This window comes from Pseudomonas sp. LY-1, from assembly GCF_053502595.1.
In genome coordinates, this window is sequence record NZ_CP094353.1 from 1,815,169 (window position 1) to 1,834,620 (window position 19,452).

Here is a 19,452-nt window from a genome sequence, read left to right on the forward strand (position 1 = left end):
GTGGTTGAAAGATAGCCGCCTAAGTATTTTGTAGCGTTTTTGTTGCAAGGCTGTGAAGGAATGTTTCTCCGGACCGCTGAGATCTAATGTGGGAGGGAGCAAGCCCTCTCCCACATTTGATCCGGGGTGTTTTCCCGATCGGCGAAAAAAAGCCCCGGTTCTTGCGAGCCGGGGCTTTTTCGTTTCAACGCATCACAGCGCCAGCGTCGGGTAGTCGATGTAACCGACCGGGCCCTTGGCATAGAAGGTTTCCGGGTGCGCCTGGTTCAGCGGCGCATCGGCTTTCAAGCGTGCCGGCAGGTCCGGGTTGGCAATGAACGGCACGCCAAAGGCCACCGCATCCGCCTTGCCCGAGGCCAGCCAGGCGTTGGCGCTGTCCTTGGTAAAGCGTTCGTTGGCGATGTACACGCCGCCAAAGGCTTCTTTCAATTGCGGGCCGAGGCTGTCAGTGCCTTCTTTTTCACGCGAGCAGATAAAGGCGATGCCGCGTTTGCCCAGTTCGCGGGCGACGTAGGTGAAGGTTTCGGCCAGGTTGTCGTCACCCATGTCGTGGGAATCGGCGCGCGGTGCCAGGTGGACGCCCACGCGGCCGGCGCCCCAGACTTCGATGGCGGCGTCGGTCACTTCCAGCAGCAGGCGCGCGCGGTTTTCCAGGGAGCCGCCGTAGTTGTCGGTGCGATGGTTGGTGCTGCTTTGCAGGAACTGGTCGAGCAGGTAGCCGTTGGCGCCGTGGATTTCCACGCCGTCGAAACCGGCGGCCTTGGCGTTCTCGGCACCGGTGCGGTAGGCGTCGACGATGTCGGCGATTTCAGCGGTTTCCAGGGCGCGAGGCGTTGGGTAGTCGGCCAGCGGGCGGACCAGGCTGACGTGGCCTTTAGGCTGGATCGCACTCGGCGCCACCGGGGTTTCACCGTTCAGGTAAGAAGGGTGGGAGATCCGGCCGACGTGCCACAGTTGCAGGAAGATCTTGCCGCCCGCGGCATGTACGGCCTTGGTCACATTGGCCCAGCCGCGTACCTGATCGTTGGACCAGATGCCCGGGGTGTCCGGGTAGCCCACGCCCATCGGCGTCACGGACGTGGCTTCGCTGAGGATCAGCCCGGCGGAGGCGCGTTGTACGTAGTACTCGGCCATCAGCGCATTGGGCACGCGACCGGCGTCGGCACGGCAGCGGGTCAGCGGCGCCATGATGATGCGGTTCGACAGTTCCAGGTCGCCCAGTGTGATCGGATCGAAAATAGTCGTCATGGGATAACACCCTTCTCTTTAAGTTGATCAGTTGGTCGCAGGGGCCAGGTCGGCATCGCCGCTCTGACGGAAAGTGATCAGGGTCACCAGCAGCGCGAGGATCGCCAGGGCCGCGGCGGCCAGGGGCACGCTGGTCAGGCCGAAACCGTGGGCAATCACGCTGCCGCCGACCCAGGCGCCGAGGGCATTGCCGATGTTGAAGGCGCCGATGTTCAAGGTGGACACCAGGTTCGGCGCGGCCTTGCCGAAGGTCACTACGTTGATCTGCAGCGCGGGCACGGCGGCGAACGAGGCGGTGGCCCAGAGGAACAAGGTGATTTCGGTCGGGATCACCGCGATGCTGGTCCAGGTCAGCGCGGTGGAGACCACCGCCATGCTGATGAACACGCCGATCAGGGTGGCGGCCAGGCGTCTGTCCGCCAGCTTGCCGCCGATGATGTTGCCCACGGTGAGGCCCAGGCCGATCAGCAGCAGGGTCCAGGTCACGCCCTTGGGCGATACGCCGGTGACGTCGCCGAGCAGCGGCGCGACATACGTGAAGAGGGTGAACATGGACGCGGCGAACAGCGCAGTCATGGTCAGCGACAACCAGATGCCGGCGCCCTTGAGGGCGGCCAGTTCGGCGCGCATGTCGAGTTTTTCTTCATCGCGCTTGGCCGGCAGGAAGCGGATCAGGCCGATCAACGCGATCACGCCGATCACGGTCACCGCCCAGAAGGTCGAGCGCCAGCCGGCTTCCTGGCCCAGCGCCGTACCCAAGGGCACGCCCAGTACGTTGGCCAGGGTCAGGCCGGTGAACATCAAGGCCACGGCGGACGCACGCTTGTTGGCCGGCACCAGGTTGGCGGCGACCACCGAACCGATCCCGAAGAACGCACCGTGGCACAACGCAGTGATCACACGGGCAAACATCAGCACGTTGTAGTCGCTGGCCAGGGCGCAGAGCAGGTTGCCGATAATGAAAATGCCCATCAACGCGACCAGCGCGGCCTTGCGTGGCAGCCTGGCGGTGGCCAGCGCCATGAAGGGCGCGCCGATGGCCACGCCGAGGGCGTAGCCGGTCACCAGCCAGCCGGCGCCGGGAATCGACACGCCCAAGTCCGCCGCCACATCGGGCAGCAAGCCCATGATGACGAACTCGGTGGTGCCGATGGCGAAGGCGCTCAGGGCGAGGATGAGGAGCGAGAGGGGCATGTGCGTGTCCTTGTTACAGTGGTGCGCGGATTTCAGAACTGAGCTCAGTGATGAGCGCAGTGAGGAAGGCTTGGATCGTTTCCTCGTTGCGTTTGAAAAAGTGCCACTGCCCGGCCTTCTGGCTGCTGATCAGTCCCGCCCGTTGCAAGGTCGCCAGGTGGGCCGACACGGTCGACTGGGACAAGCCGCAGCGCTGGTCGATCTGCCCGGCGCAGATGCCGTATTCGTGGTTGTGCAGTTGCTCGGGGAACTGCACTTTCGGGTCTTTCAGCCAAGTGAGGATGTCTCGCCGTACTGGGTGCGCCAGGGCTTTTATTATTTCGTCGAGGTCGATGGACATGGCGGTTGCTCGGTGTCGTAAAGCGTTATATCGCGATGAGGCGAACTTTAAATCGGTATATCCCGATATTCCAATATGATTTCGCTCTTAGGCCAGGCTGAATCGGTATATCGGGTTATAACGATGCGTTGACGGCAGTGATAGACTGCACACCATGAATTATCTCGCACATCTGCACCTGGGCGGCCAACTTCCTGCGCAACTGCTGGGCAGCCTGTATGGCGACTTCGTCAAAGGTCGCCTGCAAGGCCAGTTCAGCCCGCCGATCGAAGCGGCCATCCAGTTGCATCGTTCCATCGACCGTTTCACCGACAGCCATCCGCAGGTCGGCGAAGCGTTGTCGCGCTTTAGCCTGACGCGCCGGCGTTATGCCGGGATCGTCCTCGATGTGTTTTTCGATCACTGCCTGGCGCGGGATTGGGCGCTGTATGCCGAGCAGCCCCTGGAACACTTCACCTCCCAGGTGTACCGCGTGCTTGCGGCCGAACCGCAGTTGCCGGGGCGGCTGGCGCAGATTGCGCCGTACATGGCGGCGGATGATTGGCTGGGCTCATACCGCGAGTTCGCGGTGATGGAGCCGGTATTGCGGGGGATCTCGCGGCGCCTGACGCAGCCTGAGGAACTGGGCCATGCGATGCAGGAATTGCGCACGTTATACGAACCGTTGAGTGAAGACTTCCGGCTGTTCTATCCAGAGTTGCAAAAATTTGCCCAAACCCAACTGACCACTGAGATCTGAATGTGGGAGGGAGCTTGCTCCCGATGGCGGTGGTTCAGTCAGCACATGCATTGACTGACACACCGCCATCGGGGGCAAGCCCCCTCCCACATTGTTGACTGTGCTCGCTTCAGGCTGCGAATGCCGGCCGAACCGCAATCTGTTCTGTTTCCGGCAGCGGTCCGAACAACGCCTTCTGCACCGCCTGCTGCGCCTGGAACGCCAGCGCCGCGCGTTCCTGCCCGGCACAGGCAATCGGCGTGAGCACATGGATTTCCACATCGCCCTGGTCGTTGGCAAACAGGCGCATCAGGTGCGAGAGCAAATCGTCATCGCCAATGAACGGCGCCAGCGGGTCCACTTGCCCATCGCGCAGATACCGGATCGCCACCGGTTGCAGCGACACATCCGCCTCGATCGCACTGGCCAGCAGGCGCCCGTGAAAGGTACGCAGGCTGCGCCCGTCGGTGGTGGTGCCTTCGGGGAACATCAGCAGCGGGTGTTGCTGCTCCAGGTGACGGGTCATCTGTTTGCGGATCAGTTGGCTGTCGCCTGAGCCGCGGCGAATAAACAGGCTGCCGGCCTTCGCCGCCAACCAGCCGGCCACCGGCCAGGTGCGGACTTCGGCCTTGGACAAGAACGACATCGGCGTGACCATGCCCAGCAGCGGGATGTCGGTCCAGGACACGTGATTGCTCACCCACAGCATCGGTGTCTGCGGCAATTCACCGTGTACTGTCACGCGAAAGGGCAGGGCGTTGGTCAGCCGCGACATAAAGAATCGCGACCAACGCTGACGGCGCACCATCGAGTTGGCCACCCCCAGGCGCTCGAACACACCGAACACACTGGCCATGCTCAAGCCCAGCGCCACCACCAACAGTACCCGGGCGATCCGCGCGTACACGCGCACGCGGCCCATCACATGGCCGCCTTGAAGTGGCGCGCATAACGCGGGCACAGCTCATCGCGCTTGAGCAGAATGAACACGTCGGCTACCTGGAAATCTTCATCCCAGCACGGCTCGCCGCAGATCTTCGCGCCCAGGCGCATATACGCCTTGAGCAGCGGCGGCATTTCCGCGATGACGTTGGACGGCAGGTCCAGCGCCGGCAGCGGTTTTTTCGGTTCGGCGCGCAGGTGTTCGTTGCACAGGTAGCGTTCGCGCAGGCGCTGCATGATCGCGTGGGCCTGGATGCCGCCATCGTGCATCGGGATACTCGCGCAACCCATCAGGTAGCTGTAGCAACCCTCGTTGAGCACTTCGGCCAACTCGCCCCACAGCACTGCAATGGTGCCGCCGTTGCGGTAGGCCGGGTCGACGCAGGTGCGGCCGATTTCCAGGATCGGGCCCTGCAAGTGCAGCAGGCCATGCAGGCTGAATTCTTCTTCGCTGTAGAACCGGCCCAGGGTGCTGGCGGCCTGGTGATCGAGCAAACGGGTGGTGGCCACCAGTCGACCGCTGTTCAAATCCCGCACGCCGATGTGGCTGCAGTGAACATCATAGTCATCCATGTCCAGGCCCAGTTCCGCGCCTTTCAGCTTGGCGTTGAACTCGCCGCTGAACACGTTGAACCGCAGGGCCTGTGCTTCTTGCAAAGCCTGGGCGCCGATCAGGCGTTCGGCTTGCAGACGGCGTTCATTGCCGGTGTCGCTGATGCGGGCGATCTGAGTCATGGCGAATCTCCGAGTGCCAGCCACGTTCCGGCCGGTCGACTTGTTTGTCCAAACTCAGGCTATGTAGGCTCGGTGTCATCTCCATGAAGTTACGGTGACGCTTAGATGACAGGCACTTATGTCGCCAATCTGTCATCGGCCTCGGCTAGGCTCGCGGGCTTGAATGCCCCCTTGAGTTCGTGTCCATGGTCAGAGGCTTGTTGTGCGTTGCCCTGTTGTTAGCCACCGTCACCACCCGCGCCGAAACCTGGCCTGACAAAGACTGGGCCAAGGGCACGCCGATCGAAGGTCCCGCTGTCGATGCCCTGAATGCCTATGCGTTTCCCCGGCGTGACGACGCCACGCGCCAAGGCATCCGCACCGACGCGCTGCTGGTGATCCGCGATGGCGAAGTCATCTACGAGCGCTACGCCATGCCCACCACCGCGAGCACGCCGCACCTGACCTGGTCGGTCAGCAAAAGCCTGATGGCCACCGTGCTGGGCGTGGCCTACGGCGAAAGCCGCTTCAAACTGAGCGACCCCGCCGCACGGTTCTACCCGCCGATGAAACAGCATCCAAGCGTGACGATGGCCGACTTGCTGCACTGGGCCTCGGGCATCGATTGGCAGGAAGATTACGAATATGCCCCGCTGAAATCCTCGGTCGTCGCGATGCTCTACACCCGCGGCCGCGCCGACATGGCGGAGTTCGTCGCCGGCATGCACACCGCCCGCGCGCCGGGCGAGGCCTTCCGTTATTCCAGCGGCGACAGCAACCTGCTCTCCGCCGCGCTCAAGGGCATGCTCGGCCACAAGGCCTACATGAGTTACCCGTGGGATGCGCTGTTCAAGCCGCTGGGCATTCACAACGCCACTTGGGAAACCGATGCCGATGAAACCTTCGTCGCCTCGTCCTACGCCTACCTCACCGCCCGCGACCTAGCGCGCGTCGGCCTGCTGATGGCGCGCGACGGTCGCTGGCGGGAGCAACAACTGGTGCCGAAAGCCTGGGTCGATTTCAATCGGCAACCGTTCGATCACTACAAGGCCGGCCAGGACGAAGCCATGCCCGGCGGCCATTGGTGGCTCAACCGCGCCGTGCAGGGCGCCCCAAGACCCTGGCCCGACGCCCCCGCCGACACCTTCGCCGCCCTCGGCCACTGGGGCCAGGCGCTGTATGTCATGCCCGACGAACACCTGGTGATCGTGCGCTACGGCGATGACCGCGATGACAGCTACCGCCACAACGAACTGCTCAAACGCGTGCTGGCGGCGGTGCAGCCATGATCCGTCGTCGGCCGTTTACCAGTCTTTTCCTGCTGCTGTTGCTCGCCGTGCTGGGCTGGGGCTGGCACGAGCGCGTCAACCTGCAAGCCTTCCCCGACATCATCGCGGCGTATACGGCCAAGGAGTACTGCTCGTGTCGGTATGTGCAGAATAATCCCGCCGAGTACTGCCGGGGGTATGTGAAGCAGTACGTGCCGATCAGTGCGTTCACCGATGACCCGGAGCGCAGTGAAGTCAGCGCCAGTGGATTGGGGCGTACCCATACGGCCAGATGGTTGGGCGAACATCAGGGCTGCCGCCTCAACCCCTGACACGTCATCTCCGCGGTGGGGGCGGCTTTGTCAGCTACATTGCGCCCGGCAGGCGGCACAGTTAAGGTTCGTTCAGGTTTTCCGCCCCACGAGTCTTTAATGTTCAACGCGTCTGTCATCAAACCCCTGGCCTTCGCCCTGCTGGCCGCCGCCGCCGTGCCTGCCCACGCGGACTGGTACCTGGACAACGAGTCCTCGCGGCTGTCGTTCGTCACCACCAAAAACACCGAGATTGCCGAGGTGCAGCGCTTCCTGGTGCTGCACGGCAAGGTCGACCGCAACGGTGCGGCGCAGGTGGAAGTGGAGTTGGAGTCGGTCAACAGCGGCATCCCGCTGCGCGATGAGCGCATGCGCAATCAACTGTTCGAGATCAAGACCTTCCCCGAAGCGCTGATCAGCACGCAGATCAACCTGCAACCGATCAACGACCTGGCCCCCGGCGCGCAGTTGGAGTTGCGCCTGCCATTAAGCGTCACGCTGCATGGCAAGACCCACACCTACAACGCCGAGCTGTTGGCCACGCGCCTGGATGATCGGCGTTTCCAGGTGGTGACCCTGGAACCGCTGGTGTTGCGCGCCGAGGATTTTGAGCTGGTGCCGGGTGTGACGGCGTTGCGCAACGCGGCTGGGCTGGCGTCGATCAGTTTGGCGGTGCCGGTGGGTGCGGTACTGATCTTTACGGCGCGCTGACATGAGCGGCGCAGTGTTCCCGTGGCGCAGCGCCAACCGTTTCGAGTTGTTGATCGACGGGCCGAGCTTTTTCCCGCAAATGCTGGTGGACATTGCCCGGGCAGAGCATCAGGTGGATCTGGAGTTATACCTGGTGGAAGCCGGTGCCTGCGCCGAAGTCTTGGTGCAGGCGCTGGCGCAGGCGGCTGAGCGGGGCGTGCGGGTGCGCTGCCTGTTCGATGATTACGGCAGCCTGGCGTTCGCCCTCAGGTTGCGTAAGCGCCTGACCGACGCCGGTGTGGAACTGCGTTTTTACAATCGCCTGGAATGGCGGCGCTGGATGGGCAACCTGTATCGCGACCACCGCAAATTATTGCTGGTCGATCAAGGCATCGCCGTGGTCGGCGGCACCGGCGTCACCGATGAGTTCTGGACACCGGGGCAGGACAGCGCCGACTGGCATGAAGTGATGGTGCAGATCGACGGCCCGCTGGTGCTCGACTGGCAAGCGCTGTTCGACCGGCAATGGTTGGCCAACGACGACCGCCGCGCCTGGAAACCGGCCACCCATTTCGGCTTGCCGCACTTGCCCAAAGTACCGCCGACCGGGTCTGGTCTCGGCCGTGTTGCCTATGCCGACGCGCGCCAACACCGCGATATTCTGCACTCGCTGATCCGCGCGCTGAGCAGCGGCCACCGGCGCATCTGGTTGGCGACCCCGTATTTCCTGCCCACCTGGGGCGTGCGTCGGGCCTTGCGCCGGGCGGCGGGGCGCGGCGTGGATGTGCGCTTGCTGCTGACCGGCCCGCGTACCGATCACCCGTCCGTGCGCTACGCCGGGCACCGTTATTACCCGCGTTTGCTGCGCTCGGGTGTGCAGATCTTTGAATACCAGCCGTGCTTCCTGCACCTGAAGATGGTCTTGGTGGACGATTGGGTCAGCATTGGCTCGTGCAACTTCGACCACTGGAATTTGCGCTTCAACCTGGAAGCCAACCTCGAAGCGTTGGACCCTGCGCTGACGCTGGCCGTGGCCGGCAGTTTCGAACGGGATTTTGCCCAGAGCCAGGCGGTGAGCCTGGAGGCATGGAAGTCGCGGCCATTGTGGCGGCGGGTGAAGCAGCGGGTGTGGGGGTGGATTGATCGGTTGGTGGTGAACCTGCTCAATCGACGCGGCTGACGCGCCCAACTCACCCAACTCACCCAACGCGCCCAACGCGCTCAACTCGCTTAATTCGCTTAATTCACTTAACTGTAGGAGCGAGCTTGCTCGCGAAAAACCTGAGAACAACGCGTTCATTCAGCATGAGCGCGTCATCGTTAACGGTCTTCGCGAGCAAGCTCGCTCCTACAGAGGGCGGGGGCGGGCGTTAGAGCAGTTCGAAGGTCTGCTGCTGCACATCCTGGGAGTCCAAGCCGATCTGCACATTGAACCCACCCGGTTCCGCCGCGAACTTGAGCTGGCTGTTGTAGAACTTCAAGTCCTCTTCGGTAATGGTGAAGTGCAACGTGCGCTCTTCGCCGGCCTTGAGCATGACTTTCTGGAAGTTCTTCAGCTCCTTGATCGGGCGGATCATCGAGCCGGCCACGTCCTGGATATACAGCTGCACCACGGTTTCGCCGTCGACCTTGCCGGTGTTTTTCACGGTGACGCTGGCGTCGAGCTTACCGCTCTTGTTCAGGGTGGTGGACGACAGCGCCATGTCCGACAGGCTGAACGTGGTGTAGCTCAAGCCATAGCCGAACGGGAACAGTGGCCCGGTGGTGTCATCGAAGTACTGCGAGGTGTAGTTGCCCGGCTTGCCTGGGGTAAACGGCCGGCCGATGGTCAGGTGGTTGTAGTAGGTCGGAATCTGCCCCACCGAACGTGGGAACGTGATCGGCAGCTTACCCGACGGGTTGTAGTCACCGAACAGCACGTCGGCGATGGCGTTGCCGCCCTCGGTGCCGGCGAACCAGGTTTCCAGGATCGCGTCGGCTTGCTGGTTTTCTTCGAGAATCGACAGCGGACGGCCGTTCATCAGCACCAGCACCAGTGGCTTGCCGGTGGCTTTGAGGGCCTTGATCAGGTCGCGCTGGCTTTGCGGGATGTTCAGGTCGGTGCGGCTGGAGGATTCGTGGGACATGCCACGGGACTCGCCCACGGCAGCGACCACCACATCGGCATCCTTGGCGGCCTTGACCGCTTCGTCGATCATCACCTGGGCCGGGCGGGTGTCATCCACCACTTCCGGGGCATCGAAGTTGAGGAAGTTGAGGTAGTCGACCACGGCCTTGTCGTTGGTGATGTTGGCGCCACGGGCATAGATGATCTTGCCCTTTTCGCCGATCACCGCGTTGAGGCCGTCGAGCAGGGTCACCGATTGTGCCGGCTTACCGGCGGCGGCCCAGCTGCCCATCATGTCGATGGGAGCCTTGGCCAATGGGCCGACCAGGGCGATGGTCGCGGATTTTTTCAGCGGCAGGGTGTCGTTCTGGTTCTTCAGCAGGACCATGCTGCGGCGTGCTATGTCACGTGCATCGGCGCGGTGCAGACGGCTTTCGGCGTTGGTGTCGGCCGGGTCGTCCTCGGCCTTGCCGATGCGCAGGTACGGGTCTTTGAACAGGCCCATGTCGTACTTGGCGCCGAGCACTTCACGCACGGCGTTGTCGATGTCGCTCTGCTCGATCTCGCCGGACTTGAGCAGCCCCGGCAATTCCTTGCCATACAGCGAGTCGTTCATGCTCATGTCGATGCCGGCCTTGATCGCCAGCTTGGCGGCTTCACGCCCGTCCTTGGCCACGCCGTGCTTGATCAGCTCGAAGATCGCGCCGTGGTCGCTGACGGCCAGGCCCTTGAAGCCCCAGTCCTTGCGCAGCAGGTCGTTCATCAGCCAGGTGTTGGCGGTGGCGGGCACGCCGTTGATCGAGTTGAGCGCGACCATCACACCGCCGGCACCGGCCTTGATCGCCGCGTGGTAGGGCGGCAGGTAGTCCTGGTACATCTTGACCGGGCTCATGTCGACCACGTTGTAGTCGCGACCGCCTTCCACCGCACCGTACAGGGCGAAGTGCTTGACGCTGGCCATGATGCTGTCGGCATTCGCCGCGCTGCTGCCCTGGAAGGCCTTGACCATCACTTCGGCGATGCGCGACACCAGGTAGGTGTCTTCACCGAAGCCTTCGGAGGTGCGGCCCCAGCGCGGGTCGCGGGAGATGTCGACCATCGGCGCAAAGGTGATGTCGAGGCTGTCGGCCGCAGCTTCCTGGGCAGCAATGCGCCCGGAGCGCCCGATGGCGTCCATGTCCCAGCTGGACGCCAGGGCCAGGCTGATCGGGAAAATCGTGCGGTGGCCGTGGATCACGTCGTAGGCGAAGAGCATCGGGATCTTCAACCGGCTGCGCATGGCCGCGTCCTGCATCGGACGGTTTTCTGGGCGGGTGATAGAGTTGAAGGTGCCACCGATGCGGCCGGCGGCGATTTCCTTGCGGATCAGCTCGCGGGGCATTTCCGGGCCGATGCTGATCAGGCGCAATTGGCCGATCTTTTCATCGAGGGTCATCTGCTTGAGCAGGTCGCTGACGAAGGCGTCCTTGTCTTTAAGCGCAGCAGGCTTTGTTTCTGCCCAGACGGGGTGGGTGGCCAGAGTGGCAACAAGGCCGAGCAAACACAGCTTCTTCATGAATATCCTTTTTCGGCGCACTGCACAGCGGTTAGGCTGATCGGCCAAAATGTGGGGAGCGTCTATTGTTGTTCGGGTGTCGTTCAGAAAAATGCAGCACACTCTGAACTCTTTATCGCGCTGGGCATCTTTTTAGCTGATTGGCTCGATGCATTCCAGTAGTGGGGGCGGATTATGCCCCATGTGCGCGGTTTATAGGGCGAGTCGTCAAATTCCATCAAGGTTGGGCAGGAGAAACACCATGCAAGCAGCACAAGGTTACCGCTGGGGCTTGAAGGCCGCGGCTTTGCTATTGATCAGCACAGTGCTGAGCGGTTGTGGCATCAACACCATTCCGACCCTGGATGAACAGGCCAAGGCGGCCTGGGGCCAGGTGCAGAACCAGTATCAACGGCGTGCCGACCTGATCCCCAACCTGGTGGAAGTGGTCAAGGGTTACGCAACCCATGAACAAGACACCCTCACCGCGGTGATTGAAGCGCGGGCCAAGGCCACGTCGATCCAGGTCGATGCCAGCACCCTCGACAACCCGGAAAAACTCAAGCAGTTCCAGCAAGCCCAGGACGGGTTGAGCAGTGCGCTCAGCCGCTTGATGGTGGTGTCCGAGCGCTACCCGGACCTGAAGGCCAACCAGAACTTCCTGGCCCTGCAGTCGCAACTGGAAGGCACGGAAAACCGTATCGCCGTGGCGCGTCGCGACTTTATCCAGGCGGTGCAGGCGTACAACACCGAGATCCGCACGTTCCCGGGGCGCCTGTGGCACAGCGTGATGTACAGCGATCTGCCGATCCGCGCCACGTTTGAAGCCACCACTGCCGATGCCGATAAAGCGCCGCAAGTGAAGTTCAAATAAAGCTGCATTGAGGTGTCGATGCGTTTATTACGGATAGGCCTGGCGCTGTGGCTGTTGGCCTGCGCGGGCGTGGCCCAGGCGGCGTTGACCTTCCCGGCGTTGACCGGGCGGGTGGTGGACACCGCGCAGATGATCGACCCGGCGGTGCGCGAGCAGTTGACCCAGCAATTGCAGGCGCTGGAGCAAAGCCGTGGCGACCAGATTGTGGTGGTCACCGTGCCTGACCTGCAGGGCGTGCCGATTGAAGACTACGGTTATCAGTTGGGGCGCCAGTGGGGCATCGGCCAGAAGGGCAAGGACAACGGTGCGCTGTTGATCGTCGCCCGCGATGAGCGAAAATTGCGCATCGAAGTCGGTTATGGCCTGGAAGGCACGCTGACCGATGCACAGTCGTGGGTGATCATCAATCAGGTGATTGCGCCCAAGTTCAAGGCCGGCAAGTTCAGCCAAGGCATCAGCGACGGCGTCGCCGCGATGATCCAGGTGGTGGGCGGCGAGCCGCTGGCGGTGCCGGCCCATGTGGCGGATGCCAACTTCGCCAAGGATAATCCGGGGTTTTCCATCGGTTTGTTTATCCTGCTGATCGGCGTGTTGTGGCTGTGCAATCGCCTGGGCCTGCCGGTGTGGGCGATCCTGTTGGCGATTCTCAGCAGCAGCGGCCGAGGCGGCCGGGACGGTGGCGGTGGCGGCGGTTTTCGCGGCGGCGGTGGCGGTTTCGGCGGTGGCGGGGCTTCGGGCGGCTGGTGATGACAATAACTAAAAACGAGCGTTTACAACCATGGCACTACTGACTGAACACGAACAACGCCAGGTCGCCGAAGCGATCGCCCGGGTCGAGCGACAGACCGACGCCGAGCTGGTGACCGTGCTGGCCGCGCGTGCCGACGATTACGCCTACATCCCGTTGCTGTGGGCCAGCCTGATCGCGTTGGTGGTGCCGGGGGTGGTGCATTACTTCTCGGGCTACCTGAGCATGTACACCTTGTTGTTGGCGCAGTGGTCGACGTTTATCGTGCTGTGCCTGGTGTTTCGCCTGCCCAAGGTCACCACGCGGCTGATCCCCCGCTCGGTGCGCCACTGGCGCGCGTCGAACCTGGCGCGGCGTCAGTTCCTCGAGCAAAACCTGCACCACACGCTGGGCGGCACCGGGGTGTTGATTTTTGTCAGCGAGGCCGAGCGCTATGTGGAGATCCTGGTGGATAACGGGATTTCCAAACGCCTGGATGACAGCAGTTGGGACGGTATCGTCAAGGCGTTTACCCAGCAGGTGAAACAGGGCCAGACGTTGGCCGGGTTCATTGCCTGCATCGAAGCCTGCGGTGAATTGCTCAAGGTGCATGTGCCGCTGACGCACGCGCGCAATGAGTTGCCCAATCGCCTGATCGTGCTCGAATAACCCAAGCAGTGCCGAACCCAATGTGGGAGGGGGCTTGCCCCCGATAGCGGTGCATCAGCTGCAGATGAGCTGACTGACACACTGCCATCGGGGGCAAGCCCCCTCCCACATTTGGATCTGCGGTGGGGCCCCCAATCTTACCGTTGATCAAATAACCCCGTGCCCTCAGCCCCCATCCCCCCTAAAATGCCCGGCATTCCCAGCCCGAGGCGTTTTTGTTCATGTCCGTCACCGCTCAACCTGCCCGCCCTGCGCCGGATCATCACGCCCAGTTCATCGAACTGCTCAGCGCAAGCCTTGCGCACAACGCCTTTATCAAACTGGTGCTGGCCAAGTACGTCGGTGAGGAAGCCGAGCTGCAACGGCTGATCATCAAGGCGGTGACGGTCAAGGAGCAGCCCTGCCTGTCCTTCGTCTATCGCTACAAAACCCGCGACATCACCAAAAACCTCCCGGTGGCCGACGGTGTGGCGGCGATTGCCGAGTTGTTGCCGACCTCGTTCAAGAACGCACACTTGCTCGCGCTGACCGACGAAGCCCAGCTGGAATACAGCAAGAAGAACAAAAGCTCGCTGTTCAAAAGCAAGCCGCAGCAATTGCGTGAGGCGCCCTCGGCCGAGCACAACCGCGAGAAGAACCGCTTCCTCGACCTGAGCCGGCCGTTCCTCGCCGACCTGGGCGTGACCGACGCCAAGCACGCGCTGATCCCGTCGATGTCGCGCAAGTGGAAGCAGATCAACAAGTTCATCGAAGTGTTCAGCCATGCGCTGATCGCGTCCCCGCTGAGGCTGGACCAACCGGTGCGCGTCGCCGATTTCGGCTCGGGCAAGGGCTACCTGACTTTCGCCATCCACGACTACCTGCGCAACACCCTCAATGTCGAGGCCGAGGTCACCGGTGTTGAACTGCGCGAAGACATGGTCAGCTTGTGCAACGCCGCCGCCGCCCGCCTCGAACACCCGGGGCTGGTGTTCACCTGCGGCGACGTGCGCAGCGTCGCGCCCAGCGAGCTGGACGTGATGATCGCCCTGCATGCCTGCGACATCGCCACCGATTATGCGATCCACACCGGCATCCGTTCCGGCGCGTCGATCATCATGTGCTCGCCGTGCTGCCACAAACAGATCCGCCTGCAGATCCAGAGCCCGGTGCTGTTGAAGCCGATGCTGCAATACGGTTTGCACCTGGGCCAGCAGGCGGAAATGGTCACCGACAGCCTGCGCGCCTTGTTCCTGGAGGCTTGCGGTTATGAGACCAAGGTGTTCGAGTTCATCTCTCTGGAACACACCAACAAGAACAAGATGATCCTTGCGGTGAAACGCGCCGAACCGGTGGACAACGCGCAGCTACTGGACAAGATTCAGGCACTCAAGGACTTCTATCACATCACCGAGCACTGCCTGGAAACCCTGTTGCGCACCGACGGTTACCTCGGCTGAACACGAAGCCCCCTCCCACCGTTAAATCGCATTGGCCTTTGTAATTGGCGCGGGCTGCACCGCAGTCTTGCGCCCCAGCATCACCGTCACGATCACCCCGCAAGCGAACAGCCAGGTGATCGGCTCGATGTGTTCACCAAAGAACAACGCCGAAAACGCGATGGTGAAGAAGATCTGCAACAGCTGAATCTGGCTGACCCGCGCAATGCCGCCCATGGCCAACCCGGCGTACCACGCAAAGAATCCCAGGAACTGCGAGAACAGCGACACATAACCGAACGCCCACCAGGTGCCCATGGAAATCACGCCTTGATGCTGCACCGCCAGGTAAGCCACCGGGCCGATCAACAGCGGCGTCGACAGCACCAGCGCCCAGCAGATCACCTGCCAGCCGCCCATCTCCTTGGCCAAGCGCCCACCTTCGGCATAACCCAGGCCGCCCACGGCGATCGCGCCGAGCATCAACAGATCCCCCGCTTGAATACTGCCGGCACCGCTGATCAACGCATAACTCAGTACCAGCGCGCTGCCCAAGGCGGCGCAGGCCCAGAAGGCTTTCGACGGCCGTTCATGGGACAGCCACGCGGCGTACAGCGCCACGCACAGCGGTTGCAGGCCATTGACCAGCGCGCCGTGGGACGCCGGCAGCGTCTGCATGGCCCACGCCGACAACACCGGAAAGCCCAAGATCACCCCGGCAATCACCAGGCACAAGCCGCGCACCTGGCGCCAGCTCGGCCAGCGCTCGCGGCGCCACAGCAACAGCGCCGCCGCCGGGATCGCGGCGAACAACGCACGGCCCAGACCGTTGAGCAGCGGGTGGATTTCCTGCACCACGATACGCGTGAAGGGCAGGGTCAGGCTGAAGATGATGACGCCCAGCAGGCCGAGGGCCATGCCGGTGTTTTCGCGCGAGCTCATGGCAGGAACCGGAATCGAGTGGTCGGAAGTGGACGATCATCTAGCCACAACCTCCGCGAATCGGGGGTCTACAGCTGGGTGCGGATTGATCCGTACAGTTGTAGTAGCGGGGGATTACCCGGCCCGTCGGCACGCGTCTATCTTGGCTACTCTTGTCTGCCCAACCGTTGAACTGGAGGAATGCCCCATGGCTGCGAAAAAGATCCTGATGCTGGTCGGCGATTATGTCGAAGACTATGAAGTGATGGTGCCCTTCCAGGCGCTGCTGATGGTTGGTCATATCGTCCACGCGGTGTGCCCCGACAAGTCGGCCGGCGAGACCGTGCGAACCGCGATCCATGACTTTGAAGGCGATCAGACCTACAGCGAAAAGCCCGGTCACCTGTTCGCCCTGAATGCGGATTTCGCCCAGGTCGAAGCCGCCAACTACGATGCGCTGCTGGTGCCCGGTGGTCGTGCGCCGGAATACCTGCGCCTGAATGAAAAAGTCCTGCGACTGGTGCGCGCCTTCGATCAAGCCGGCAAGCCGATTGCTGCGGTGTGCCATGGCGCGCAACTGCTGGCGGCGGCCGGTATCCTAGCCGGTCGCGAGTGCAGTGCCTACCCGGCCTGTGCCCCGGAAGTGCGCCTGGCGGGCGGTTCGTTCATCGATATTCCAGTGACCCACAGCCACGTTCAAGGCAATCTGGTCACGGCGCCGGCCTGGCCGGCGCACCCAAGCTGGCTGGCCGGGTTCCTCGGCCTGCTGGGCACGACAATCACCTTGTAAGCAACGGAGGTCATCGCCATGTGCGAGCTGTACGTCAAGGCCGACCCGATTCTCTATGAGTCTCGCTCGCGCTCCCTGCGCATCTGCGGCGTCGTCACCACCGTGCGCCTGGAGAACCAGTTCTGGGACATCCTCAGCGAAATCGCCAGCGTGGATGGCATGACCACCAATCAACTGATCACCAAGCTGTACGAGGAAGTCATGGACTACCGCGGCGAGGTGGTCAATTTTGCCTCGTTTCTGCGCGTCAGCTGTACCCGCTACTTGAGCAAGCAGCGCACACCGACGGCCGAGTTGAGCCTGGTGCGCAACCGCTAGGCCGCTGTCAGAAGAACCGTGTCACGCTGATCTTCGCGTCGCGCCCCTTGGTGTAGGCACGGTCGCCGCTCAGCGCCGGACGGAAGTTGTTGTTGAACAGGTTGTCCACGGTGAAGTTCACCACGGTGCCTTTCAGGTAAGCCTGTTGCGGCGCCCATTTGGCGAACAGGCCCTGGGTGTTGTAGCGCTTGTTGCCGTACTGGTCGTAGAACAAGTCGCCGACGCCGGAGCCGGGGCCGCCGGAGTATTTATCGCTGGGCAGGCGATCGGTCGCGCCGATGAATTGCCCCATCCATCCCACCTGGGCATCCCAGGCCGGGATGTGGGTGCCCATGACCAGCACCCATTTGGTCGGCGGAATGTCGCGGGCCGACACATCCGGGCCCCATGGGTTGGTGTAGGCGCCTTCGTGCTTGCCGGTGGCGTAGGCGAACGATACCGAGCCGAACACGTAGGTGGAGTTATAGAACGATTCCAGCTCGAAACCCTTGATGGTCAGGCCGCCGATGTTGCGGTAATTGGACCTCGGCCCCGGCGGGCACGCGGTGGCGATGGTGCCGCCGTTGATAGCCTGGTTCTGGCAGCCCACGCCCGTGGCCTTGAAGATTTCGTCTTCGACTTTGTTGTGGAACAGGGTGGTGCGCAGTTGCAGGTTATCGTCCTGGGCGATCAGGTTGTCGAAGCGGGTGATGTTGCCCACGGTGATCGAGGTGATGCGCTCGGGGTCGAGGTCGACGCTGGTGGCGGTGCGGCTGCCCAGGCCCTGCACTTCGTACTGTTCGTCGATCACCGGGGCGCGCCAGGTCTGGCTCCAGTTGGCGAACAGGGCGACGTTCGGAGTGACGGTCCAGAACAGCGCGAGGCGCGGCGACCAGCCGGTGTAGGTGCGATCGCTGTAGTCGTGGCCGACGGCCGGGTCGGGGTTGCTGTAGTACGGCGCATCGTTGGCCTCGCCGCGGTTGCGCACATGGTCGTAGCGCAGCGATGGCGTGACGGTCACGTCGCCCAGGGTCAGCGCATCCTGGATGAAGAAGCTGTTGGTATCCACCTTGCCATGGGGCATGAAGCTCGGCTGGAAATGCCCATAGTTATAGCGCGGCGTGTTGTAGGTGGCGCCGGGCATCCACATCTCGGTTTCGCGGGTGTGCTTGCGGATTTGCCCGCCGACTGTCAGCGCGTGTTGCAACGGCCCGGTGTCGAACAGGCTGACGTTGCGGATGTCGAGATGCTTGTCGGTGTAGGCCGTGTCCATCTTGCGCCCGCCGGTGGCCAGCTGGAAAAACGCGGTGGCGTCGCGCTCGTCGGTCTGCTGGGTGTCGGACTGTGAATATTTGACGGTCAGGTCCACCAGCGGGTTGTCCAGGGGCTGGTATTCATACTTGCCCGACCAAGTGGTGTCGAGCGTGTCGCGGTTGGCCAGGAAACGTTTCAACGCGCCTTCGTAGCCGTAGCGGTCGATGTTGGCCTGGGTCGGTGGCGTCGGGTAGCTCGCGGCGGAAAACGGCGTCCACCGGTTGCTGCGGGCGCTCGAGTAAGACAGGCCGACACTGTGCTCATCGGTGAAGTGCGCGTTGACCTTGAACAGCTTGCCGTCCACATCCTGAGCGGTGTTGGGCAGGCGCTGGGGGTTGATCGGGTACTGGTTGTTCTCGTTGGGCAACTTGGCGGCCACCTTCATGTCGCCGCCGTCGCGTTGGGTCAGGTAGGCCAGGGCGTCGAACCGGCCATCGTCGGTGCGGCCATACACGGCGCTGCTGTAGACCTGTTCGTGGTCGTTGCTGGAATAACCGTACTTGAGCATCGCGCCGCTGTTGCGGCCGTCCTTGAGCAGGTCCGGGGCATCCTTGGTGGTCATGTTCACCGTGCCGCCAAAACCGCCGTTGCCGCTGAACGGCGAGTTGGGGCCTTTCTCCACTTCGATGCTCTTGATCAGCTCGGGCTCGATGAACACCGTGCCTTGCTGGTAGCGCTCGAAGCCGCTCTTGGTGGCGCCGTCGACGGTCAGCGGGACGTCTTCGGCGTCACCGAAACCACGGATGTTGATGGTCTGGCCGCCGGGTTTGAGCGAACCGCCCTGGCTGATCCCAGGCAACGTCTGCAGCAGGCTGGGGATGTTGTTGGCCTGGTAGCGGTCGATGTCCGCCTGGCTCAGGGTCGAGCGGCCGACGGTGCTGGAGTCGACTTGATTGCCGGTGCCGATCACGCTCAAGGCGTCCAGCTGGATCGCGCCGCTGCTGGTGGTCTTGCCCTCATCGGGGCGCACGACGTAGGTGCTGCCGACCTTGATCAGGGTGAACGCGCCATTGTTCAACAGTGTACGAATCGCTACTTCCGCGGTGAAGTCACCGTCGAGCGCCGGCGCCTGGACGTTCTTGAGCTGCTTTTCATCGAACAGCAGCTGGATTTTCGCCTGTTGCGCGACCTGGCTCAGGGACGTGGCCAACGCCTGGGCGGGCAGTTGCAGCGTGAACGACTGCGCATGGGCGCTGAGGCTGAAGGCCAGGCATGTCGCCATTAGACTCGGTCGAAAAAGCAGGTGCGAAGCGTGGCAAGGCGCGCGAAACATGAAATCCCCCGGGGTGGCCAAACAGCCAAAAAGGTGTGCGGATCGAACACAATCAGGAGGAAGACGGGGCTGAGGAAAAAAACCACACATGCGAATGAAAAAT

The 19,452-nt window shown here is 62.7% G+C and carries 19 protein-coding genes; 11 read left to right on the forward strand and 8 right to left on the reverse strand.

What is annotated here, in order from left to right; translation table 11 throughout:
- Window positions 1–192 precede the first annotated feature (192 nt).
- From MOQ67_RS08245 to MOQ67_RS08255, 3 genes are read right to left on the reverse strand one after another with little or no spacing between them, the layout of a single operon-like run.
- Window positions 193–1,248, reverse strand: a complete 1,056-nt coding sequence (locus MOQ67_RS08245; RefSeq protein WP_198718687.1) for an alkene reductase — start codon at window positions 1,246–1,248, stop codon at window positions 193–195.
- A 27-nt stretch (window positions 1,249–1,275) separates the two neighbouring features.
- Window positions 1,276–2,442: an MFS transporter gene (locus MOQ67_RS08250; protein WP_198718688.1), complete on the reverse strand. Its 1,167-nt coding sequence runs from the start codon at window positions 2,440–2,442 to the stop codon at window positions 1,276–1,278.
- Window positions 2,443–2,455: 13 nt separating this feature from the next.
- Window positions 2,456–2,782, reverse strand: a complete 327-nt coding sequence (locus MOQ67_RS08255; protein ID WP_017844838.1) for an ArsR/SmtB family transcription factor — start codon at window positions 2,780–2,782, stop codon at window positions 2,456–2,458.
- A gap of 154 nt (window positions 2,783–2,936) precedes the next feature.
- Here MOQ67_RS08255 and MOQ67_RS08260 point away from each other — a divergent pair, with 154 nt between their 5' ends.
- Window positions 2,937–3,521 carry an acyl carrier protein phosphodiesterase gene (locus MOQ67_RS08260; RefSeq protein ID WP_017844839.1) on the forward strand — a complete coding sequence of 195 codons (585 nt, stop codon included), beginning with the start codon at window positions 2,937–2,939 and terminating at the stop codon, window positions 3,519–3,521.
- Window positions 3,522–3,630: 109 nt separating this feature from the next.
- Here MOQ67_RS08260 and MOQ67_RS08265 read toward each other — a convergent pair whose 3' ends face one another.
- Window positions 3,631–4,422, reverse strand: coding sequence for a lysophospholipid acyltransferase family protein (locus tag MOQ67_RS08265; protein ID WP_046384413.1), 792 nt, complete (start codon window positions 4,420–4,422; stop codon window positions 3,631–3,633).
- Window positions 4,422–5,177 carry an L-ornithine N(alpha)-acyltransferase gene (gene olsB, locus MOQ67_RS08270; protein ID WP_017844841.1) on the reverse strand — a complete coding sequence of 252 codons (756 nt, stop codon included), beginning with the start codon at window positions 5,175–5,177 and terminating at the stop codon, window positions 4,422–4,424. Before olsB ends, MOQ67_RS08265 begins: the two co-directional genes overlap by 1 nt.
- Before the next feature lie 185 nt (window positions 5,178–5,362).
- On the opposite strand from olsB, the gene MOQ67_RS08275 reads away from it, so the two are divergent.
- The 4 genes from MOQ67_RS08275 (at window position 5,363) to MOQ67_RS08290 (ending at window position 8,605) form a co-directional block, all read left to right on the forward strand.
- Entirely contained in the window at window positions 5,363–6,445 is a 1,083-nt protein-coding gene (locus MOQ67_RS08275) for a serine hydrolase domain-containing protein (protein ID WP_198718689.1), read from the forward strand.
- Window positions 6,442–6,756 carry a hypothetical protein gene (locus MOQ67_RS08280; RefSeq protein WP_017844843.1) on the forward strand — a complete coding sequence of 105 codons (315 nt, stop codon included), beginning with the start codon at window positions 6,442–6,444 and terminating at the stop codon, window positions 6,754–6,756. The genes MOQ67_RS08275 and MOQ67_RS08280 overlap by 4 nt, the downstream gene beginning before the upstream one ends.
- Window positions 6,757–6,855: 99 nt before the next feature.
- On the forward strand, window positions 6,856–7,446 hold the full coding sequence (locus MOQ67_RS08285; RefSeq protein ID WP_017844844.1) for a YceI family protein: 591 nt from the start codon (window positions 6,856–6,858) through the stop codon (window positions 7,444–7,446).
- 1 nt (window position 7,447) lies between these two features.
- A complete protein-coding gene (locus tag MOQ67_RS08290) occupies window positions 7,448–8,605 on the forward strand; it encodes a phospholipase D-like domain-containing protein (RefSeq protein WP_102618806.1) in 1,158 nt (385 codons plus the stop codon).
- A 190-nt stretch (window positions 8,606–8,795) separates the two neighbouring features.
- Here the strand turns inward: MOQ67_RS08290 and bglX are convergent, their stop codons facing one another.
- Complete coding sequence (gene bglX, locus MOQ67_RS08295) at window positions 8,796–11,087, reverse strand: beta-glucosidase BglX (protein WP_198718690.1); 2,292 nt, start codon at window positions 11,085–11,087, stop codon at window positions 8,796–8,798.
- Window positions 11,088–11,328: 241 nt separating this feature from the next.
- On the opposite strand from bglX, the gene MOQ67_RS08300 reads away from it, so the two are divergent.
- The 4 genes from MOQ67_RS08300 to MOQ67_RS08315 all read left to right on the forward strand — a co-directional run bounded on the left by MOQ67_RS08300 (window position 11,329) and on the right by MOQ67_RS08315 (window position 14,775).
- Window positions 11,329–11,940 carry a LemA family protein gene (locus MOQ67_RS08300; protein WP_017844848.1) on the forward strand — a complete coding sequence of 204 codons (612 nt, stop codon included), beginning with the start codon at window positions 11,329–11,331 and terminating at the stop codon, window positions 11,938–11,940.
- A gap of 18 nt (window positions 11,941–11,958) precedes the next feature.
- A complete protein-coding gene (locus MOQ67_RS08305) occupies window positions 11,959–12,687 on the forward strand; it encodes a TPM domain-containing protein (protein ID WP_017844849.1) in 729 nt (242 codons plus the stop codon).
- A gap of 31 nt (window positions 12,688–12,718) precedes the next feature.
- Window positions 12,719–13,336 carry a TPM domain-containing protein gene (locus MOQ67_RS08310; RefSeq protein ID WP_169884308.1) on the forward strand — a complete coding sequence of 206 codons (618 nt, stop codon included), beginning with the start codon at window positions 12,719–12,721 and terminating at the stop codon, window positions 13,334–13,336.
- Between the two features lie 221 nt (window positions 13,337–13,557).
- Window positions 13,558–14,775 (forward strand): class I SAM-dependent methyltransferase, encoded by a 1,218-nt coding sequence (locus tag MOQ67_RS08315; RefSeq protein ID WP_017844851.1) that lies wholly within the window; start codon window positions 13,558–13,560, stop codon window positions 14,773–14,775.
- A gap of 21 nt (window positions 14,776–14,796) precedes the next feature.
- Here MOQ67_RS08315 and MOQ67_RS08320 read toward each other — a convergent pair whose 3' ends face one another.
- The gene (locus MOQ67_RS08320; protein WP_198718609.1) at window positions 14,797–15,696 is read right to left on the reverse strand and encodes a DMT family transporter; all 900 of its coding nucleotides are present in this window, start codon (window positions 15,694–15,696) and stop codon (window positions 14,797–14,799) included.
- A gap of 187 nt (window positions 15,697–15,883) precedes the next feature.
- Here MOQ67_RS08320 and MOQ67_RS08325 point away from each other — a divergent pair, with 187 nt between their 5' ends.
- Together MOQ67_RS08325 and MOQ67_RS08330 are read left to right on the forward strand one after the other, a co-directional pair.
- Window positions 15,884–16,465 carry a DJ-1/PfpI family protein gene (locus tag MOQ67_RS08325; protein ID WP_198718608.1) on the forward strand — a complete coding sequence of 194 codons (582 nt, stop codon included), beginning with the start codon at window positions 15,884–15,886 and terminating at the stop codon, window positions 16,463–16,465.
- Between the two features lie 18 nt (window positions 16,466–16,483).
- Window positions 16,484–16,783 (forward strand): ribbon-helix-helix domain-containing protein, encoded by a 300-nt coding sequence (locus MOQ67_RS08330; protein WP_017844854.1) that lies wholly within the window; start codon window positions 16,484–16,486, stop codon window positions 16,781–16,783.
- Between the two features lie 7 nt (window positions 16,784–16,790).
- Here the strand turns inward: MOQ67_RS08330 and MOQ67_RS08335 are convergent, their stop codons facing one another.
- Window positions 16,791–19,349 carry a TonB-dependent receptor gene (locus MOQ67_RS08335; RefSeq protein WP_198718607.1) on the reverse strand — a complete coding sequence of 853 codons (2,559 nt, stop codon included), beginning with the start codon at window positions 19,347–19,349 and terminating at the stop codon, window positions 16,791–16,793.
- Window positions 19,350–19,452: the final 103 nt, after the last annotated feature.

Excerpts from the sequence above, each read along its gene's own strand:
- MOQ67_RS08310 (WP_169884308.1), top strand. The coding sequence starts at position 12,719 with ATGGCACTACTGACTGAACACGAACAACGCCAGGTCGCCGAAGCGATC.
- MOQ67_RS08320 (WP_198718609.1), bottom strand. The coding sequence starts at position 15,696 with ATGAGCTCGCGCGAAAACACCGGCATGGCCCTCGGCCTGCTGGGCGTC.
- MOQ67_RS08305 (WP_017844849.1), top strand. The coding sequence starts at position 11,959 with ATGCGTTTATTACGGATAGGCCTGGCGCTGTGGCTGTTGGCCTGCGCG.
- MOQ67_RS08265 (WP_046384413.1), bottom strand. The coding sequence starts at position 4,422 with ATGGGCCGCGTGCGCGTGTACGCGCGGATCGCCCGGGTACTGTTGGTG.
- olsB (WP_017844841.1), bottom strand. The coding sequence starts at position 5,177 with ATGACTCAGATCGCCCGCATCAGCGACACCGGCAATGAACGCCGTCTG.
- MOQ67_RS08300 (WP_017844848.1), top strand. The coding sequence starts at position 11,329 with ATGCAAGCAGCACAAGGTTACCGCTGGGGCTTGAAGGCCGCGGCTTTG.
- MOQ67_RS08280 (WP_017844843.1), top strand. The coding sequence starts at position 6,442 with ATGATCCGTCGTCGGCCGTTTACCAGTCTTTTCCTGCTGCTGTTGCTC.
- MOQ67_RS08325 (WP_198718608.1), top strand. The coding sequence starts at position 15,884 with ATGGCTGCGAAAAAGATCCTGATGCTGGTCGGCGATTATGTCGAAGAC.
- MOQ67_RS08315 (WP_017844851.1), top strand. The coding sequence starts at position 13,558 with ATGTCCGTCACCGCTCAACCTGCCCGCCCTGCGCCGGATCATCACGCC.
- MOQ67_RS08275 (WP_198718689.1), top strand. The coding sequence starts at position 5,363 with ATGGTCAGAGGCTTGTTGTGCGTTGCCCTGTTGTTAGCCACCGTCACC.
- MOQ67_RS08285 (WP_017844844.1), top strand. The coding sequence starts at position 6,856 with ATGTTCAACGCGTCTGTCATCAAACCCCTGGCCTTCGCCCTGCTGGCC.
- MOQ67_RS08335 (WP_198718607.1), bottom strand. The coding sequence starts at position 19,349 with ATGTTTCGCGCGCCTTGCCACGCTTCGCACCTGCTTTTTCGACCGAGT.
- MOQ67_RS08250 (WP_198718688.1), bottom strand. The coding sequence starts at position 2,442 with ATGCCCCTCTCGCTCCTCATCCTCGCCCTGAGCGCCTTCGCCATCGGC.
- MOQ67_RS08290 (WP_102618806.1), top strand. The coding sequence starts at position 7,448 with ATGAGCGGCGCAGTGTTCCCGTGGCGCAGCGCCAACCGTTTCGAGTTG.
- bglX (WP_198718690.1), bottom strand. The coding sequence starts at position 11,087 with ATGAAGAAGCTGTGTTTGCTCGGCCTTGTTGCCACTCTGGCCACCCAC.
- MOQ67_RS08255 (WP_017844838.1), bottom strand. The coding sequence starts at position 2,782 with ATGTCCATCGACCTCGACGAAATAATAAAAGCCCTGGCGCACCCAGTA.
- MOQ67_RS08260 (WP_017844839.1), top strand. The coding sequence starts at position 2,937 with ATGAATTATCTCGCACATCTGCACCTGGGCGGCCAACTTCCTGCGCAA.
- MOQ67_RS08245 (WP_198718687.1), bottom strand. The coding sequence starts at position 1,248 with ATGACGACTATTTTCGATCCGATCACACTGGGCGACCTGGAACTGTCG.
- MOQ67_RS08330 (WP_017844854.1), top strand. The coding sequence starts at position 16,484 with ATGTGCGAGCTGTACGTCAAGGCCGACCCGATTCTCTATGAGTCTCGC.